At 63.8% G+C, this 16,270-nt stretch carries 13 protein-coding genes; all 13 read left to right on the top strand.

What is annotated here, in order from left to right; genetic code table 11:
• Window positions 1-46: 46 nt before the first annotated feature.
• Entirely contained in the window at window positions 47-1,228 is a 1,182-nt protein-coding gene (locus P3G66_RS20220) for a thiolase family protein (protein ID WP_007731825.1), read from the top strand.
• Between the two features lie 2 nt (window positions 1,229-1,230).
• Window positions 1,231-2,382: an acyl-CoA dehydrogenase family protein gene (locus tag P3G66_RS20215; RefSeq protein WP_050656840.1), complete on the top strand. Its 1,152-nt coding sequence runs from the start codon at window positions 1,231-1,233 to the stop codon at window positions 2,380-2,382.
• Between the two features lie 110 nt (window positions 2,383-2,492).
• Window positions 2,493-3,416, top strand: coding sequence for an MBL fold metallo-hydrolase (locus P3G66_RS20210; protein ID WP_158170226.1), 924 nt, complete (start codon window positions 2,493-2,495; stop codon window positions 3,414-3,416).
• A gap of 69 nt (window positions 3,417-3,485) precedes the next feature.
• A complete protein-coding gene (gene glf / locus P3G66_RS20205) occupies window positions 3,486-4,700 on the top strand; it encodes a UDP-galactopyranose mutase (RefSeq protein ID WP_158170227.1) in 1,215 nt (404 codons plus the stop codon).
• Window positions 4,697-6,610: a glycosyltransferase gene (locus P3G66_RS20200; RefSeq protein WP_007731821.1), complete on the top strand. Its 1,914-nt coding sequence runs from the start codon at window positions 4,697-4,699 to the stop codon at window positions 6,608-6,610. The genes glf and P3G66_RS20200 overlap by 4 nt, the downstream gene beginning before the upstream one ends.
• Window positions 6,591-7,124, top strand: a complete 534-nt coding sequence (locus P3G66_RS20195; protein WP_003943893.1) for a phosphatase PAP2 family protein — start codon at window positions 6,591-6,593, stop codon at window positions 7,122-7,124. Before P3G66_RS20200 ends, P3G66_RS20195 begins: the two co-directional genes overlap by 20 nt.
• Complete coding sequence (locus P3G66_RS20190; RefSeq protein ID WP_003943808.1) at window positions 7,121-8,026, top strand: decaprenyl-phosphate phosphoribosyltransferase; 906 nt, start codon at window positions 7,121-7,123, stop codon at window positions 8,024-8,026. Before P3G66_RS20195 ends, P3G66_RS20190 begins: the two co-directional genes overlap by 4 nt.
• The gene (gene zomB, locus P3G66_RS20185) at window positions 8,004-9,923 is read left to right on the top strand and encodes a flagellar motor control protein ZomB (RefSeq protein ID WP_007731820.1); all 1,920 of its coding nucleotides are present in this window, start codon (window positions 8,004-8,006) and stop codon (window positions 9,921-9,923) included. The genes P3G66_RS20190 and zomB overlap by 23 nt, the downstream gene beginning before the upstream one ends.
• Before the next feature lie 331 nt (window positions 9,924-10,254).
• Window positions 10,255-11,265, top strand: a complete 1,011-nt coding sequence (locus P3G66_RS20180; RefSeq protein ID WP_007731818.1) for an alpha/beta hydrolase family protein — start codon at window positions 10,255-10,257, stop codon at window positions 11,263-11,265.
• Between the two features lie 252 nt (window positions 11,266-11,517).
• Complete coding sequence (locus P3G66_RS20175) at window positions 11,518-13,401, top strand: alpha/beta hydrolase-fold protein (RefSeq protein WP_003943922.1); 1,884 nt, start codon at window positions 11,518-11,520, stop codon at window positions 13,399-13,401.
• A gap of 106 nt (window positions 13,402-13,507) precedes the next feature.
• A complete protein-coding gene (locus tag P3G66_RS20170) occupies window positions 13,508-14,059 on the top strand; it encodes a DUF732 domain-containing protein (RefSeq protein WP_003943980.1) in 552 nt (183 codons plus the stop codon).
• A 9-nt stretch (window positions 14,060-14,068) separates the two neighbouring features.
• Entirely contained in the window at window positions 14,069-15,022 is a 954-nt protein-coding gene (locus P3G66_RS20165; RefSeq protein WP_003943848.1) for a cutinase family protein, read from the top strand.
• 205 nt (window positions 15,023-15,227) lie between these two features.
• Window positions 15,228-16,223: an LLM class F420-dependent oxidoreductase gene (locus P3G66_RS20160; protein ID WP_007731815.1), complete on the top strand. Its 996-nt coding sequence runs from the start codon at window positions 15,228-15,230 to the stop codon at window positions 16,221-16,223.
• Window positions 16,224-16,270 lie beyond the last annotated feature (47 nt).

Here is a 16,270-nt window from a genome sequence, read left to right as displayed (position 1 = left end):
GCCACGGACAGAGAAATCGACGTGAGCACAGCAGATGGGGACAATCATGACCACACCCGAACCGATCGTCATCGTCGACGGGGCCAGGACCCCCGTCGGTAGCTTCGGCGGCGTCTTCAAGGACGTACCCGCGCACGAGTTGGGCGCCGCAGCAGCCAAGGCCGCGCTGAGCCGCGCCGGCGTTGCGCCCGAAGACATCGACGAGGTCGTCATGGGCTGCATCGGCCAGGTCGGCCCGGACGCCTACAACGCACGCCGCGTCGGCATCGCCGCCGGACTGCCCGAGAACGTCCCCGCCTACACCGTCAACCGCCTCTGTGGCAGCGGCCTGCAGGCTGTGTGGTCTGCGGCGATGCAGATGCGATGGGGCGCAGCTGCCATCACGCTCGCCGGCGGTGACGAGAGCATGTCTCGCATGCCCTTCTACGACTTCGCCGCCCGCTCGGGCTACAAGCTCGGCGATCGCAGCCTCGTCGACGGCACCGTCGCGATGCTCACCGACCCGTTCAGCAAGGCTCACATGGGCCGCACTGCCGAAGCCGTCGCCCGTAAGTACGGCGTCAGTCGCGAGCAGCAGGACGAGTTCGCCGTCGAATCTCAGCGCCGCGCCGCTACCGACGCAGCGAAGGCGGCATTCGCCGAGGAAATCACTCCCGTCGAGACCGGTGGTCGGCGCTCCGTCACCGTCACCGAGGACGAGCATCCCAAGCCCGGAACCACCGTCGAAACCCTCGCCAAGCTGCGCCCCGCATTCGAAGAGGGCGGATCCGTCACCGCCGGTAACGCGTCGGGCATCAACGACGGCGCCGGCGCACTCGTCCTCGCGACGGGCACCGAGGCAGCCAAGCGCGGTCTCACCGGACTGGTCACGCTCGAAACCGTCACGACGGCAGCCATGGAGCCCGGCCTGATGGGCTACGCTCCCGTGCTCGCTCTCGAAAAGCTCTTTGCACAAACAGGATTGAAGCCGTCCGACATCGGCACCGCCGAGGTCAACGAGGCGTTCGCTTCGCAGGCCATCGCCGTCATCCGTGACAGTGGCCTGGATCCGGAGAAGACCAACCCGTACGGCGGAGCGATCGCCCTCGGACACCCGGTCGGCGCCACCGGAGCCATCCTGACCCTGCGTGCCGCACGCGACATGGTCCGCCGCGACCTCGAATTCGGCATCGTCACCATGTGCATCGGCGGCGGTCAGGCACTCGCTGCCCTGCTGAAGCGGGTCTGATCATGGCGACCAAGCGCAAGCCGTCGTGGCACGACGACGAGATCACCGCAGTAGCCGAACTGGCCCGTGGTTTCTTCGATCGTGAACTGGTCGCCAAGCGTGAGCAGTGGGACGCTCAGCATCGCGTCGACCGGTCCGTGTGGCTCGAAGCCGGCAAGCTCGGCCTGCTGTGCTGCTCGATTCCCGAGGAATACGGCGGGGGCGGTGGAACTTTCGCGCACGATCTCGCTGTCTTCGAGGCGCAGGGCTACTGCGGTGACTATGCGCTCGGTAACTCCGTGCACAGTGGCATCGTTGCCCACTACGTGCTCGAGTACGGAAGCGAAGAGCAGAAGAAGGCCTGGCTGCCAGGTATGGCGACGGGCGAAATCCTCGGCGCCATCGGAATGACCGAGCCAGGAACAGGTTCCGACCTCAAGGCAATCACCACGTCCGCGATCCGTGACGGTGACCACTACGTCGTGAACGGGTCGAAGACCTTCATCACCAACGGTGGCAGCGCAGACATGATCGTGCTTGCCGTCAAGACCGACCCCAAGGCGGGCGCCAAGGGTGTCTCGCTCCTGATTGTGGATCTTCGTGACTGCGAAGGCTTTGCGGTCGGCCGCGTGCTCGACAAGGTCGGTCAGCATGGCGCCGATACGTCGGAGCTGTCCTTCACCGACGTTCGCGTTCCCGTCTCGAACCTCCTCGGTGAGTCCGAGGGGCTCGGCTTCGGTCAGTTGATGGCGCAGCTGGTGCAGGAACGCCTCATCATCGGCGCGCAGGCCATCGGCACCATCGAGCGTGCAGTCGAGGAGACCGTCGCATACACCAAGGCGCGTCAAGCGTTCGGGCACAGCCTCTTCGAGTTCCAGAACACCGCCTTCGAGCTGGCCGAGTGCCAGACGATCGCACGCACCTGCCGTGTCTTCCTCGACAACTGCATCGAGGATCACCTCAACGGCGAGCTGGACGGCGCAGACGCCGCGATGGTCAAGTACTGGCTCACCGAGCAGCAATGCGCCGTCGTCGACCGGTGCGTGCAGCTCTACGGCGGATACGGCTACATGCGTGAATACCCGATCGCGCGCATGTACGAGGACTCCCGCGTCCAGAAGATCTACGCCGGCGCCAACGAAGTGATGAAGGGCATCATCGCGAAGAGTCTTTGATCACCGGCGTCGAAAACCATTGACACCGACCAGGCACCCACCGAGCATTTCGGTGGGTGCCTTTGTGTGTGCCCACAAGCGGTATCGAGCTGTTCGGAAGGCAAACACTGATGAGCTTCACCATCGACGTCGGGTCGGCACGCGTCACCCAACTGACAGAGCTGGCGCACTGGCCGTTTCCGCCGCGAGAGCTCTTTCCCCAGGCGAGTGAGGCCGAGATCAGTGAAGCGTCGGCGCGGCTGGCACCGGAGTTCTTCGACGAGGGTAGTGGTGACCTCGTGCTTGCCATCCACACCTACCTGGTGGAGATCGGCGGCAAGGCCGTCGTCGTCGACACCGGCAACGGCAACAGCAAGCACCGGCCGAACCTCTTGCCGCATCACATGTTCGGTACCGACTACCTCGCACGCTTCGCAGCCACCGGTGTGTCCGTCGACGACGTCGATCTGGTGGTCAGCACACATCTGCACCCCGACCACTGTGGCTGGAACACCGCCCTCGACGCCGAAACCTGGCGGCCTACCTTCCCCCGCGCGACCTACATTTTCGATCGCACCGAACTGGCCGCGCTCGAACAACTCGCTGCCGACGGTCCACACGAAGGAGTGGTCTCGGATCTGGCGCAGACCTTCGAGGACAGCGTCCGTCCCGTTCTGGACGGGGCGAAGTGGGAGGCGGTCGACCACGGCCACGTCCTGGTCGAGTCCGAAGGCACACGCGTCGTCGTTCGCAGCGCGCCCGGCCACACGCCGGGCCACATCGTGATCGAGATTCGCACTGCCGACGGCGGCGCCGTCATCTCCGGCGATGTGGTCCACCATCCGATCCAGTTTCTGTACCCGGACCTCAGTCAGGGCGGCGACGCGGATCCCGAGATCGCGAGGGTCACCCGCCGCGAACTTCTCGAACGCTGCGCGTCGAAGGGACTGCTTCTACTTCCCGCGCACTTTCCCGTCGACGAACCGATCGTGATCGAATTCGATTCGAGCGGTGCACCGAGTGCTTCCGGTCTGATCGGTCTCGCAGCGTCCTGACTTGCCGCATCGGCCCTGGTGACGCATCCAACCCTCGGCTTCCGAACAGGTCCGATACCCTGGTTCATCGTGACCGCTGCAAATTCAGAGACCGCCCGTGCCCAGTACGACCTGATCGTCGTCGGTTCGGGATTCTTCGGGCTGACCATCGCCGAGCGTGCCGCTACCCAGCTGGGTCAGCGCGTGCTGGTGCTGGATCGCCGTCACCACCTGGGGGGAAACGCATACTCGGAGGCAGAGCCGGAGACCGGCATCGAGGTCCACAAGTACGGTGCCCACCTGTTCCACACCTCCAACAAGAAGGTCTGGGACTACGTCACCCAGTTCACGGAGTTCACGAACTACCAGCACCGCGTCTTCGCGCTGCACAAGGGACAGGCGTACCAGTTCCCGCTGGGACTCGGTCTCGTGTCGCAGTTCTTCGGTCGGTACTTCACTCCCGAAGAAGCACGCGCCCTCATCGCCGAGCAGTCCAGCGAGATCGATTCGAAGGACGCCTCCAATCTCGAAGAGAAGGCGATCTCCCTGATCGGGCGCCCGCTCTACGAAGCATTTGTGCGTGACTACACGGCTAAGCAGTGGCAGACCGACCCCACCGAGCTGCCCGCGGCGAATATCGCCCGCCTGCCGGTCCGCTACAACTTCGACAACCGCTACTTCAACGACACGTACGAGGGCCTGCCCGTCGACGGCTACACGGCGTGGCTCGAGAACATGGCGAAGGATCCGAAGATCGAGGTCCGCCTCGACACCGATTACTTCGACGTCCGCGACGAACTGCGCACCGCCAGCCCCGACGCCCCTGTCATCTACACGGGCCCGCTCGACCGCTACTTCGACTACTCCGAAGGTGCACTGGGATGGCGCACCCTCGATTTCGAGACCGAGGTTCTGCCCACCGGAGACTTCCAGGGCACCCCGGTCATGAACTACAACGACGCCGACGTGCCGTTCACCCGTATCCACGAGTTCCGTCACTTCCATCCGGAGCGCGAGTACCCGACCGACAAGACCGTCATCATGCGTGAGTTCTCACGTGCCGCGGAGGCGAAGGACGAGCCGTACTACCCGATCAACACTCCAGAGGATCGCGAGAAGCTCTCCGCGTACCGCTCACGCGCCAAGAAGGAGACCGCGGAGAACAAGGTCCTCTTCGGTGGGCGTCTCGGCACCTACCAGTACCTGGACATGCACATGGCGATCGCCAGCGCGCTGACGATGTTCGAGAACACCCTGCGCCCGCATCTCGAAACGGGTGCGGAATTGGCAGGGGAGAGCGAATGAACGCACGTCATCTACTCGAAGGCGAAGATGCCGTCAGCGGCGACGAGGTGACCTACCTCGGCAAGTCCCTGCTTCAGCGGATCATCCTGCCCCGCGCCGGTGAGCCGCTCGACGTCCGCACGTTGTACTTGGAAGAGTCCTGGTCCAACAGTCGGCGGGCGCACTCGACCTCGCGCACGTCGGTAGCGCTCGGCGCCGAGACCGAGGTCTCGTTCGCCACGTACTTCAACGCGTTCCCTGCCAGCTACTGGCGTCGATGGTCCATCCTGAAATCGGTGGTCCTTCGTCTCGAGCTGTCCGGCCACGGCCGCGTCGACATCTACCGTTCCAAGGCGGATTCCTCGCGAATTCACGTGGAAGGCAAGGAATTTGCCGACGGCGATGCCGCGGTCGAGTTCGAGGTGGAACTGGCGCCGTTCGAGGACGGTGGCTGGATCTGGTTCGACATCACCACCGATACGGCAGTGGTCGTCGAGAGCGGCGGCTGGTACGCGCCCGTCGAGGCTCCCGGCGAAGCGACTGTCGCCGTTGGTATTCCGACGTTCAACCGTCCGACCGACGCGGTCAAGGCGCTTGCTGCACTGGCTTCGGATCCGCTGGTGTCGGACGTGATCAAGGCCGTCATCATGCCGGATCAGGGCACCCGCAAGGTGCGTGACGAACCCGGATTCGCCGAAGCTGCTGCAGCGCTCGGTGATCGGCTCGCCATTCACGATCAGGGCAACCTCGGCGGCTCGGGCGGATACAGCCGAATCATGTACGAGGCACTCAAGACGACGCAGTGCCAGCACATCCTGTTCATGGACGACGACATCGAGATCGAACCGGACTCGATTCTGCGTGCGCTTTCGTTCTCGCGTTTCGCGAAGTCGCCGATGCTGGTGGGTGGGCAGATGCTCAACCTGCAGGAACGAAGCCACCTCCACGTGATGGGTGAAGTGGTCGACCGCGGCATCTTCATGTGGACCGCGGCACCGAACGTCGAATACGACCACGATTTCTCGAAGAAGCCGCTGCGCGAATCGAAACTCCTGCACCGCCGCATCGACGTCGACTTCAACGGCTGGTGGATGTGCATGATCCCGCGCCAGGTCGCCGAAGAAATCAAGCAGCCGCTACCGCTTTTCATCAAGTGGGACGACTGCGAATACGGTTTGCGCGCAAAGAAAGCCGGATACCCGACCGTCACACTTCCGGGTGCCGCGATCTGGCACATGGCGTGGAGCGACAAGGACGACGCCATCGACTGGCAGGCGTACTTCCACCTCCGTAACCGTCTGGTGGTGGCCGCGCTCCACATGCCGGGCAACGGCCGTGGCCTCGTGGTCAACACGGTGAAGGCAACGCTCAAGCATCTGCTGTGCCTCGAGTACTCCACCGTCGCGATCCAGAACAAGGCCATCGCGGACTTCCTCGCCGGACCCGAGCACGTCGCGAACATGCTGCCGACGGCACTCGGTGAGGTCCACGCCCAGCGCAAGGAATTCTCCGACGCGGTCGTACTGCCGTCGTCGACTGCGTTGCCGCTGCCCTCCGGTGCCGACGTCGGAGACGTGAGCCTGCCGCTGTCGACCGTCGCGAAGATCACCCGGGTCCTCAGGGCCGGAGTGCACAACGTGAAGCCGGCCAAGCCGGAACACCTCGAGCGCCCTCAGCTCAACGTTCCGACCATCGACGCCCGTTGGTTCCTGCTCTCGCAGGTCGACGGCGTCACCGTCACCACGGCCGACGGTCGCGGCGTCGTCTACCGCAAGCGAAACCCGAAACTCGCGCTCGAACTGCTCAAGGAAGCAACACGGTTGCGCCGCGAACTCGCCGCCCGTTTCCCCGAGCTCAAGAAGCAGTACCAGGACGCCGTTCCTTCACTGACCAGCACGGAAAGGTGGGAACGTGTCTTCGGCATCTCCTGAAGTACAGATTCTGGCCGGGATTCAGTCGACCGTCGGGCAGCTGCCGGGAGCCGTCAAGGTCGCCCGCGGTATGTCTCACTTCGGTGAGCACTCCCTCGGGTGGATCGCGATCGCTGCCGTCGGAGCTGCTGTGGACAAGCCGCGTCGACGGGAATGGGCCGGAGCAGCCGTCGGAGCATTCGGTGCACACGCCGCCTCCGTGGTGATCAAACGAGTGGTCAGGCGCAAGCGACCTTCCGATCCTTCGGTGCAGGTCAACGTCTCGACACCGAGCAAGCTCAGCTTCCCGTCATCACACGCGACGTCGACGACGGCGGCGGCTGTGCTGATCGGTCGGCTCACCGGGCTACCCTTACCGGCGTTGCTGGTGCCCCCGATGATGCTCTCGCGTCTGGTCCTGGGAGTTCACTACCCGACCGACGTACTCGCCGGAGCGGCACTGGGAGCCGCATCCGCGGCGGTAGTTCGCCGGGTCGAAGAAGCCAGAGCCGAACAGAAATGTGGAGATAAATGAGCGAGGAACCGGCTACGGTCAGCGGACCCCCGAAGTCCCTGCCCGCCGGCATCGTCAAGGCGCTTCGCCCACGTCAGTGGGTCAAGAACGTCCTTGTGCTGGCAGCGCCCATCGCGGCCGGAACCGCCACCGAAGCCGACGTGCTGTTGCCCGTCGCGCTGGCGTTCGTCGTGTTCTGTATGGCGGCATCAGGCATCTATCTCGTCAACGACGCGATGGATGTCGAAGCCGACCGTGCTCACCCCACGAAGCGATTCCGTCCCATCGCGGCCGGCGTTCTACCCGTCAACATCGCCTACGGCATGGCAGTCGTGCTGCTTGCCGGTGCGATCGGGCTGTCCTTCCTGGCCAACTGGCAACTCGCCGTGGTCATGGGCGTGTACATCGTCATCCAGCTCGCCTACTGCTTCGGTCTCAAGCATCAGGCCGTCATCGACATCTGCATCGTCTCGTCCGGCTTCCTGCTTCGAGCGATCGCCGGTGGCGTTGCCGCCGAGATCGATCTCTCGCAGTGGTTCCTGCTGATGATGGCGTTCGGCTCACTCTTCATGGCGGCAGGCAAGCGCTACGCCGAATTGCAGTTGGCCGAGAAGACCGGCGCCAAGATCCGTAAGTCCCTCGAGAGCTACACGATGACGTACCTGCGTTTCGTGTGGACGATGGCAGCGACGACGCTGGTCCTCTGCTACGGACTGTGGGCGTTCCAACAGGACGCCATCAAGGGCACCAACTGGTACGCCATCTCGATGGTGCCGTTCACCATCGCGGTGCTGCGATACGCGGTGGACGTCGACGGCGGCGAAGCCGGAGAGCCTGAGGAGATCGCGCTCGGTGACCGGGTGCTGCAACTCCTCGCGATTGCGTGGATCGGAGTAGTGGGTGTCGCTGTCTACCTCGTCTGAGCCACGCACCGAGGCCGACCCGCACGTCGACACTGCGGCGAATCGCACCACCCTCAGTCGAGGAGTTTTTCTCGGCGGGGTGGTGCTTGCTGCTGCCCTCATGTTCTGGGGTGCGTGGGAGCGTCGCTGGATCGCCGACGACGGACTCATCGTCTTGCGAACCGTCCGCAACCTGCTCGCGGGGAACGGCCCGGTCTTCAACGCGGGTGAGCGTGTCGAGGCGAACACGAGTACCGCGTGGACGTACATCGTCTACGCGTTCAGTTGGCTCACGCAGATCCGTCTCGAATACGTTGTTCTGACGATCGCGCTCGTACTCTCGACTGCTGCCGTCGTGTTGGCGATGCTCGGCACCGGTCGTCTGTACCGCGGCGTTCGGCCGTCGGCGGGCGGAACGATCCTTCTGGTACCGGCAGGTGTTCTCGTCTACATCGCGGTTCCGCCTGCGCGAGATTTCGCCACTTCCGGGCTCGAGACATGCTTGGTGATCTTCTGGATCGCGCTCCTGTGGGTACTGCTCGTTCGGTGGGCGCAGGCGTCGACGCTGTCCACGGCGTCGATCCTGACTCTCTCGTTCGTGGCCGGACTCGGACCACTGGTTCGACCCGAGATGGCGATTCCCGGTGCTGCCGCGTTGATGATGATCGTTCTCTCCGCAGGCCTGACCTGGAAGATTCGCACACTGATCGTCGTCGTCGCCGGACTTGTCCCGGTGGCCTATCAGATCTGGCGAATGGGCTACTACGCCTTGCCGTACCCGAACACCGCGGTGTCGAAGGACGCCGGTGGCGCGAAGTGGGCGCAGGGTTTTGCTTACCTGTGGAACCTGGTCGGGCCGTACCTGCTCTGGTTACCGTTGCTGTTCCTGCTCATCGGTGCGCTGCTGCTCGTGTGGCGAAGCCGAGCGGACACACCTACCGCTACCGCAGATCAACCCGCACGCCCGCTGTGGCAGCGCTTTCAGCAGTTTCTGCGCACGCCGCGGGCGATTGTCACCTTCATTCTCGGCAGTGGGCTGATCCTCGGGATCTACTCTCTGCGCGTCGGCGGCGACTTCATGCACGGCCGCGTCCTGTTGCCGGTGTTGTTCTGCCTGCTCATCCCGGTGGCGGTCATTCCGTTGCGGGTGCCGGCGCGGGCAGCGTTCGGAAGTAATCGCGACACCGCGATCTTCGGAGTCTCGGCGGTGCTGTGGATCGGCACGATCATCTGGGCCTTCTTCGCCGCGAACACGACGGGTATGCCCGAAGGATCCGTGGTGGGTCGCTCGGGAATCGTCGACGAGCGAGCGTTCTACGCACTCAACACCGGTCACAAGCATCCGATCCTGGCCGAGGACTACCTCGACTATCCGCGAATGCGTGCCATGGTCGAGACCATCGCGCGGACTCCGGAGGGTGGGCTGCTGCTGCCGTCCGCGAGCTACGACTCCTGGTTCGTCGTCCCACCACCCGGACCGATCGAAGAGCCGGCCGAGCACGTCGTCTTCTTCCTCAACCTCGGAATGACGAGCATGAACGTCGGCCTCGACGTTCGGGTGCTCGATCAGATGGGGCTGGCGTACCCCCTGGCAGCTCACACCGAGCGACTCGAGGACGGCCGGATCGGGCACGACAAGAATCTCTATCCGGACTGGGTGGTCGCGGACACGGGAATGATCGACGTTCGACCGTGGCTGCCGTTCTTCCTCGACGAAGACTGGGTTGCGGACGCAAAGCTGGCCATCACCTGCCCGGAAACGCAGGAGCTGCTCACGTCGTACCGCTCCGAGCTGACCTGGGCCAGATTCAAACAGAACTTCCAGCAGGCATTCGACTTCGCGAAGTACCGATTCGACCGGGTTCCGGCCTACGAATTGGAACGCTGCGGTCTCGTTCCACCGGAGTCACCCAGGTGATGTGATCAGCATCACCGACTGTTGAGGGTTTGAATATTTCGATTCAGTAACACCGAATTGATTGGCCACGATGTACTCGAAGACGATTCACCTAACCTGAATCACCCCCGAGGGGTGATGACGGTGTTGCTCGCGGATTGGGACGTAACGGTCCACCTATTTGTCACAGCTGAACCTGTGACATAAAGTCCAGCGAGCGCAGTGTGACTTGGAAGAGGTCCGCTGCCGACCCGAACTCGTTCGGGCTGGCAGAAAAGCCTGTTCCCCGACGGAATCCGCCGGAACCACTCCACCGAGTGGGTTCCGCAGACGAAGAGAGAGAGCAGTATCCATGCGTTTTGCCAGAAAGAGGCTGACCCAGCGCCTCAAGCACCGAGCGTTGGCCATCGGTGCCGCAGCACTTGTGCTCCCCCTTGCTGCAGGAGTTGCCGGTAGTGCTGTCGCCTCTGCTGCGCCTGCGCACACTGCTCCCAGCCACACCGCCCCCTCCGGCGGATACGACGAGCTGTGGGTGCCCTCCTCGATGGGCAACATCAAGGTCCAGGTCCAGTGGGCCGCTCGCGGCGGAAACGCTGCCCTTTACCTCCTCGACGGCCTGCGTGCGCGTAACGACGCCAACGCGTGGAGCTTCGAGACCAATGCGATGGACCAGTACCGCAACGACAACATCACCCTCGTGATGCCCGTCGGCGGCGAGTCCAGCTTCTACAGCGACTGGTATGCACCGTCGAACTTCAACGGCCAGCAGATCACGTACAAGTGGGAAACCTTCCTCACCGAAGAACTCCCCAACTTCCTCGCGAACTACGGCGTCTCGCCCACCAACAACGCGGTCCTCGGCCTCTCGATGGGTGGCAGCGCTGCTCTGACGCTGGCTGCTTACCACCGTGACCAGTTCAAGTTCGCCGGCTCGCTGTCGGGCTACCTGAACATCTCGGCTCCGGGTATGCGCGAGGCAATCCGCGTCGCAATGCTCGATGCCGGTCGCTTCAACGTCGACTCCATGTGGGGACCGCCGTGGAGCCCGTCCTGGCTGCGCAACGACCCGTTCGTCTTCGCACCGCGTCTGCAGGGCCTGTCGATGTACATCTCGTCGGCAAGCGGCCTGCCCGGTGAATACGACCACCCGCGCGCACCGATCGACTACTACAACACGGCTAACGGCATGGGCCTCGAGGCTCTCGCCCTGGTCAACACTCGTGCATTCCAGATCCGCATGAACTCGCTGGGTATCCCGGCCACCTACAGCTTCCCGTCCAACGGCACGCACTCGTGGCCGTACTGGTCGGCAGAGCTGTGGAAGGCTCGCGGCCAGATCCTCGACACCATGAACGCTTGGTGATCGTGCGCGATCCCGTGACCTAGTCACTTCACCAGTGCCGTTCCGGACTCCTCGAAGGAGAACCGGGACGGCACTTGTGTATTCAGGTGCTGCACAAGCGCCCGATGTCAGTAACAATTGCACCACCAGTAACAGCGCGGCTACCCCAAGCGGGGATCGTTTGCGTGTAGAAATAGTTTCAACGGGGGTCTGGCTGCTCAGGCGGCCACACGATCGACGCGCGGACCGAACGTAAGGAAAGAGAGTGAGCTCATGCGAGTAGGCCTTGCCACGGAGGACCGTCGCCGGTCCCGGGCAACCTTCCGGACAAAGGTCGTCGGCGCACTGGCAGCGATGCTGGTTCTGCCGATCGCCGCGGGCTTGACGACGGCCGGAACCGCGGCAGCCGCGCCGGCACCTGCTCAGGCCGCACCGGCCGCCACCCAGAACCCCACCGGAGCAGCGGTCACGAAGGTCGACTGGCTCAGCGAGCGTCGCGTCGCGCTGTGGGTGAACTCTCCCGCGATGGGCACCCCGATCCAGGTGCAGATCCTCTTGGCCCGCGATTGGAACGTCAATCCGTCGGCCAGCTTCCCCTCGGTCTGGATGCTCGACGGTCTTCGCGCGACCGACAACGAGAACGCCTGGACCTACGAGACCGACGCCGAGTCCTTCTACGCGGACAAGAACGTCAACGTCATCCTCCCGGTCGGCGGTCAGTCCAGCTTCTACTCCGACTGGCTCCAGCCCGACAACGGCAAGAACTACCAGTGGGAGACGTTCCTGACCAAGGAACTGCCCCCCATCCTCGAAAAGGACTGGCGGACCACGCAGACACGCGGTGTCGTCGGACTGTCGATGGGCGGCACGTCCGCCATGTTCCTCACGGCGCGCAACCCCGGCTTCTTCAAGTTCGCCGCTTCGCTCTCCGGCATCCTCACCACCACCTCGCTCGGCATGCCTCAGGCAATCCAGTTCGCGATGACCGACGCCGGTGGATACAACTCCGCCGCGATGTGGGGACCGCCGTCCAACCCGCAGTGGGCTGCACACGATCCGTACGCGCTCGCCGAGAAGCTCAAGGGCGTCAGCCTGTACGTCTCGAGTGGTAGCGGTACGACCGGCCCGTACGACCAGCCGTCGGGAATTCCCGGCGTGAGCACCAACTACGCAGGCATGGGCCTCGAGATCCTCGCTCGCCTGACCTCGCAGACCTTCGCGACCAAGCTCAACCAGCTCGGAATCCCCGCGCAGGTCAACTACCGCCCGTCCGGAACCCACTCGTGGCCGTACTGGCAGTTCGAGCTTCATCAGCTGTGGCCGCAGTTGGCCAACGCCATCGGCGTCGAGGTCGAGAAGCCGGCTTGCGGCACTTCGGGTGAGATCGGTGCGACGGCCGCAGCCAACGGCTGGATCGGTGACTGCATCACCCCCGAGTACAGCGTCGCGGGTGGCCTGGCACAGGACTTCCGCAACGGTCGCATCTACTTCACCAGTGGAACGGGCGCCCAGCCCGTCGCCGGTCGTATCGCCGGCGCGTACATGAACACCGGAGCAGCGGCCGGCCCGCTCGGCTTCCCGCGTACCCCCGAACTCGGTACCCCCGACGGACGCGGACGCTTCAACCACTTCCAGAACGGCTCCATCTACTGGACCCCGCAGACCGGCGCTCACCCCGTCAGCGGCGACATCCTCGCCGAGTGGTCCGCACAGGGTTGGGAAGGTGGCCCGCTCGGCTACCCGACTGCCGACGAGATCGCGACCCCCGGCAAGCCGGGCAAGGTCCAGGGATTCGAGATCGGCGCAATGTACAGCAGCGCCAACGGAACTCACGCGGTTCTCGGAATGATCATGGGCAAGTACGGCGAACTCGGCTGGGAAAACGGCTGGCTCGGATTCCCGAAGTCGAACGAGGTTCCGATCAAGGACAACGGACGCTTCACCGAGTTCGAGGGCGGCAACATCTACTGGAGCCCCGGCACCGGTGCATGGTCCGTCGAGAACGGTCCGCTGTTCGACGGTTGGAAGAGCGTCGGATACGAAGGTGGACGACTCGGATTCCCGATCAGTGACAAGTTCGACATTCCCGGTGGTGTCCAGCAGAACTTCCAGTTCGGCTACATCACGGTGATCGGTGACAAGACAGAAGTTCACTAACTCACAGTGGTGCACGACGGGCGGGCCCGATCACGGATCGGTGCCCGCCCGCGTGCGTTGCGTAACCTGTTGATGGACTTTCGACTGAAGGCAAGGACGGACATTGATGTCGCTTTTCTCGGGTAACCGAAACACTTGTGCACGCGCGATCGCGGTCGGCGCCCTGGCGCTCGCCACCGGTGGCGCGCTTGTCGCGTGCGGTAGTGACGACTCCACTGCAACCTCCAATCCGGTCACCACGACGTCCGCGGCGGCTTCGTCCTCGAGCGGTTCGGCATCTGCGTCCGCCTCTGCGACCACGACGGCGTCGGCTGCGCCCACCAGTCCGGGAGCCGCGGCCACCGCGCCGCCGGAGCAGCCGCAGAGCATCGAGGGCTTCCCGGGTCCCACAGTCGTCGAGGTCAGTCCCGAGGCACAGAAGTTCCTCGACGGACTGAAGGCGAAGGGCATCACCCCAGCCGGTGACGGAAGCATCGCCGTCAACACGGCCAATTACATCTGCGCTGCCGGTCCTCAGACCGACGACGAGGTCCTGACCTTCGTGACCGCCTTCGTCGGCCAGGAAGCGTCGGCGGAAGGCAAGCAGATCACTCCCGAGCAGGCAGGTGCGAACGCTCAGATCTACATCGACGTCGCCAACGCCACCTACTGCAAGTAGGCGCGGGTCATGGCGAGGTCTGGAAAGCGTCGTGGGTGCCTGATCCCGCTGCTGATCATTCTTGTGGTCGCAGCGGTCGTGATCGGCGGTTGGTACATCCTGGCCGGGCGGGTGCCTTCGCCGACTCCGATCCCGCCGAGCCCGGAGCCTCCGGTGTCTCAGCCGGCCAGTTGCCCCGATGTCCAGGTAGTAGCCATACCGGGTACGTGGGAGTCGAGCGCTACCGACGACCCGTACAACCCGACGGCCAATCCGGCGTCGTTGATGCTGAACGTGACCCGTCCTCTGCAGGAGAAGTTCGATACTTCCCGGGCCGACGTCTACACCGTTCCGTATGTCGCACAGTTTTCGAATCCGGTGGCGATCCCGCCGGACGGACAGCAGTCCTACAACAACAGTCGGGCCGCGGGAACTGCTGCCACTAACGACTTTCTGATGAAGCGGCACGCCGAGTGCCCGCTCACGAGTTACGTCCTGACCGGATTTTCCCAGGGCGCGGTGATTGCGGGTGACGTCGCCGCGAGTATCGGCGACGGTACCGGCGCGGTGCCTGCCGATCTGGTTCTGGGCGTCGGCTTGATCGCCGACGGTCGGCGCGATCCGGCGTTCGGGAACACCGTTGGCCCGAGCGTTGCCGGTGTCGGCGCCGAGCTGTCGCTGAACGGGCTGAAGCTGCCCGGTCTCACGATGACCGGCCCGAGGCCCGGCGGGTTCGGTGACCTCAACGATCGGACCTATCAGATCTGCGCGCCGAGCGACGGTATCTGCGACGCGCCGGCAGCCGCTCTCAACCCGACCAACTGGCTGAGTTCGGCGCCGCGACTGCTCGAGTACTACAACAACCCTGTGCACGCGATGTACAACTCCTTCCAAGTCGATCCGAACGGCACGACGGCCACCCAATGGATGGCACAGTGGGCTGCGGAGAAGATCGACGCTGCACCGACGCCGCCCCACAGTTGAGTCACCGCCGCACTGTTGATTCGTCACAATCGGGCGTCTCGGGAGTTCGCTCGCGGGTAATCTGCTCGTTTGGTCCCGGTAGAGTGCTGCACGGTCCGGGGGCTTCCTCTACAGTGCTGTCACGTAAGTGACTGGCGAGTAGGTTCGATTTGTCCGAGTTTGTAGTTCGAGTACGACGTACGTGTCCATCACAGGAGATCGATATATGAGTTCCACCCACGGCAGCGATGCCCTACGCAAATTTCGGTTTGCGGCCGGTGGCGAGGGCAACGCCGAAGAGGGTGGTGCGCGACGCTTCGTCAAGCTCGCGCAGAAGGCCGAGGAACTCGGCTACGACTCGTTCATGATTCCGGATCACCTGGGTAATCAGGTCGGCCCGATCGCCGCTCTCGGAGCGCTCGCGGTGGCCACCGACAAGATTCGTCTCGGCACCGCCGTGTTGGCCAACGGCTTCCGTCATCCTGCTGTGCTCGCGAAGGACGCGGCGACTATCGACGTGCTGTCCGGTGGTCGACTCGAACTCGGTATCGGTGCGGGCTGGATGAAGGAAGAGTTCGACAAGGGCGGCATCGCCTACGAAAGTCCGGGCGTTCGCATCGAGAAGCTCGAGGAGTCTCTGCAGATTCTCGACGTTCTTCTGCGCGGGCAGGAATGCACTTTCGAAGGCAAGCACTATCAGGTGCGCGGCCTCAAGGGCAGCCCGCGACCGCGGCAGGGCCCGCGGCCACCGATCATCGTGGGCGGCGGAGGCCCGAAGATGCTTGCTCTCGCGGCGAAGTACGCGGACATCATCTCGGTCGCCACACCGACGAACCGTGACGGGCGGCTTCTGCTCTCCGGAATCACGATGGAAAAGACCATCGAACGTGTCGAGCGGATCCGCGAAGCTGCCGGCGAGCGTTTCGATGAGATCGAACTCAACTGGACCATCACCATGATCATGATCACCGACGATCGAGAGCAGGCTGCCGAAATGGCAATCGCCGCTCTGGACCAAGGTTTTCCGCCGAACATCGAAGTGGATCGTAAGCTGAGCGTGGAGGAGCTGTTGAACTCTCCATACCTGGCTGTGGGCACTTTCGAGGAAATCGCAGACCAGATTCGACTGGTCCGCGAGAAGACGTCGATGTCGTACGTCGGGGTCTTCCCGACGCAGATGGAAGCGTTCGCCCCGATCATCCCGTTACTGGCGGGCGAGTAGGCCGGAGAATACGGACGATGCGAATCTGTAACATATCGATGGTTTGG

This window comes from Rhodococcus sp. C3V (assembly GCF_029269915.1).
Lineage (GTDB): Bacteria > Actinomycetota > Actinomycetes > Mycobacteriales > Mycobacteriaceae > Rhodococcus_F > Rhodococcus_F qingshengii.
The sequence above is the reverse complement of the archived record's forward strand: the minus strand, read 5'-3'. Positions and strand labels throughout refer to the sequence as shown.

Coding starts and splice junctions, on each gene's coding strand:
- P3G66_RS20170 (WP_003943980.1), top strand. CDS start 13,508: ATGTCGCTTTTCTCGGGTAACCGAAACACTTGTGCACGCGCGATCGCG.
- P3G66_RS20220 (WP_007731825.1), top strand. CDS start 47: ATGACCACACCCGAACCGATCGTCATCGTCGACGGGGCCAGGACCCCC.
- P3G66_RS20210 (WP_158170226.1), top strand. CDS start 2,493: ATGAGCTTCACCATCGACGTCGGGTCGGCACGCGTCACCCAACTGACA.
- P3G66_RS20160 (WP_007731815.1), top strand. CDS start 15,228: ATGAGTTCCACCCACGGCAGCGATGCCCTACGCAAATTTCGGTTTGCG.
- P3G66_RS20190 (WP_003943808.1), top strand. CDS start 7,121: ATGAGCGAGGAACCGGCTACGGTCAGCGGACCCCCGAAGTCCCTGCCC.
- P3G66_RS20165 (WP_003943848.1), top strand. CDS start 14,069: ATGGCGAGGTCTGGAAAGCGTCGTGGGTGCCTGATCCCGCTGCTGATC.
- P3G66_RS20175 (WP_003943922.1), top strand. CDS start 11,518: ATGCGAGTAGGCCTTGCCACGGAGGACCGTCGCCGGTCCCGGGCAACC.
- P3G66_RS20180 (WP_007731818.1), top strand. CDS start 10,255: ATGCGTTTTGCCAGAAAGAGGCTGACCCAGCGCCTCAAGCACCGAGCG.
- P3G66_RS20215 (WP_050656840.1), top strand. CDS start 1,231: ATGGCGACCAAGCGCAAGCCGTCGTGGCACGACGACGAGATCACCGCA.
- P3G66_RS20200 (WP_007731821.1), top strand. CDS start 4,697: ATGAACGCACGTCATCTACTCGAAGGCGAAGATGCCGTCAGCGGCGAC.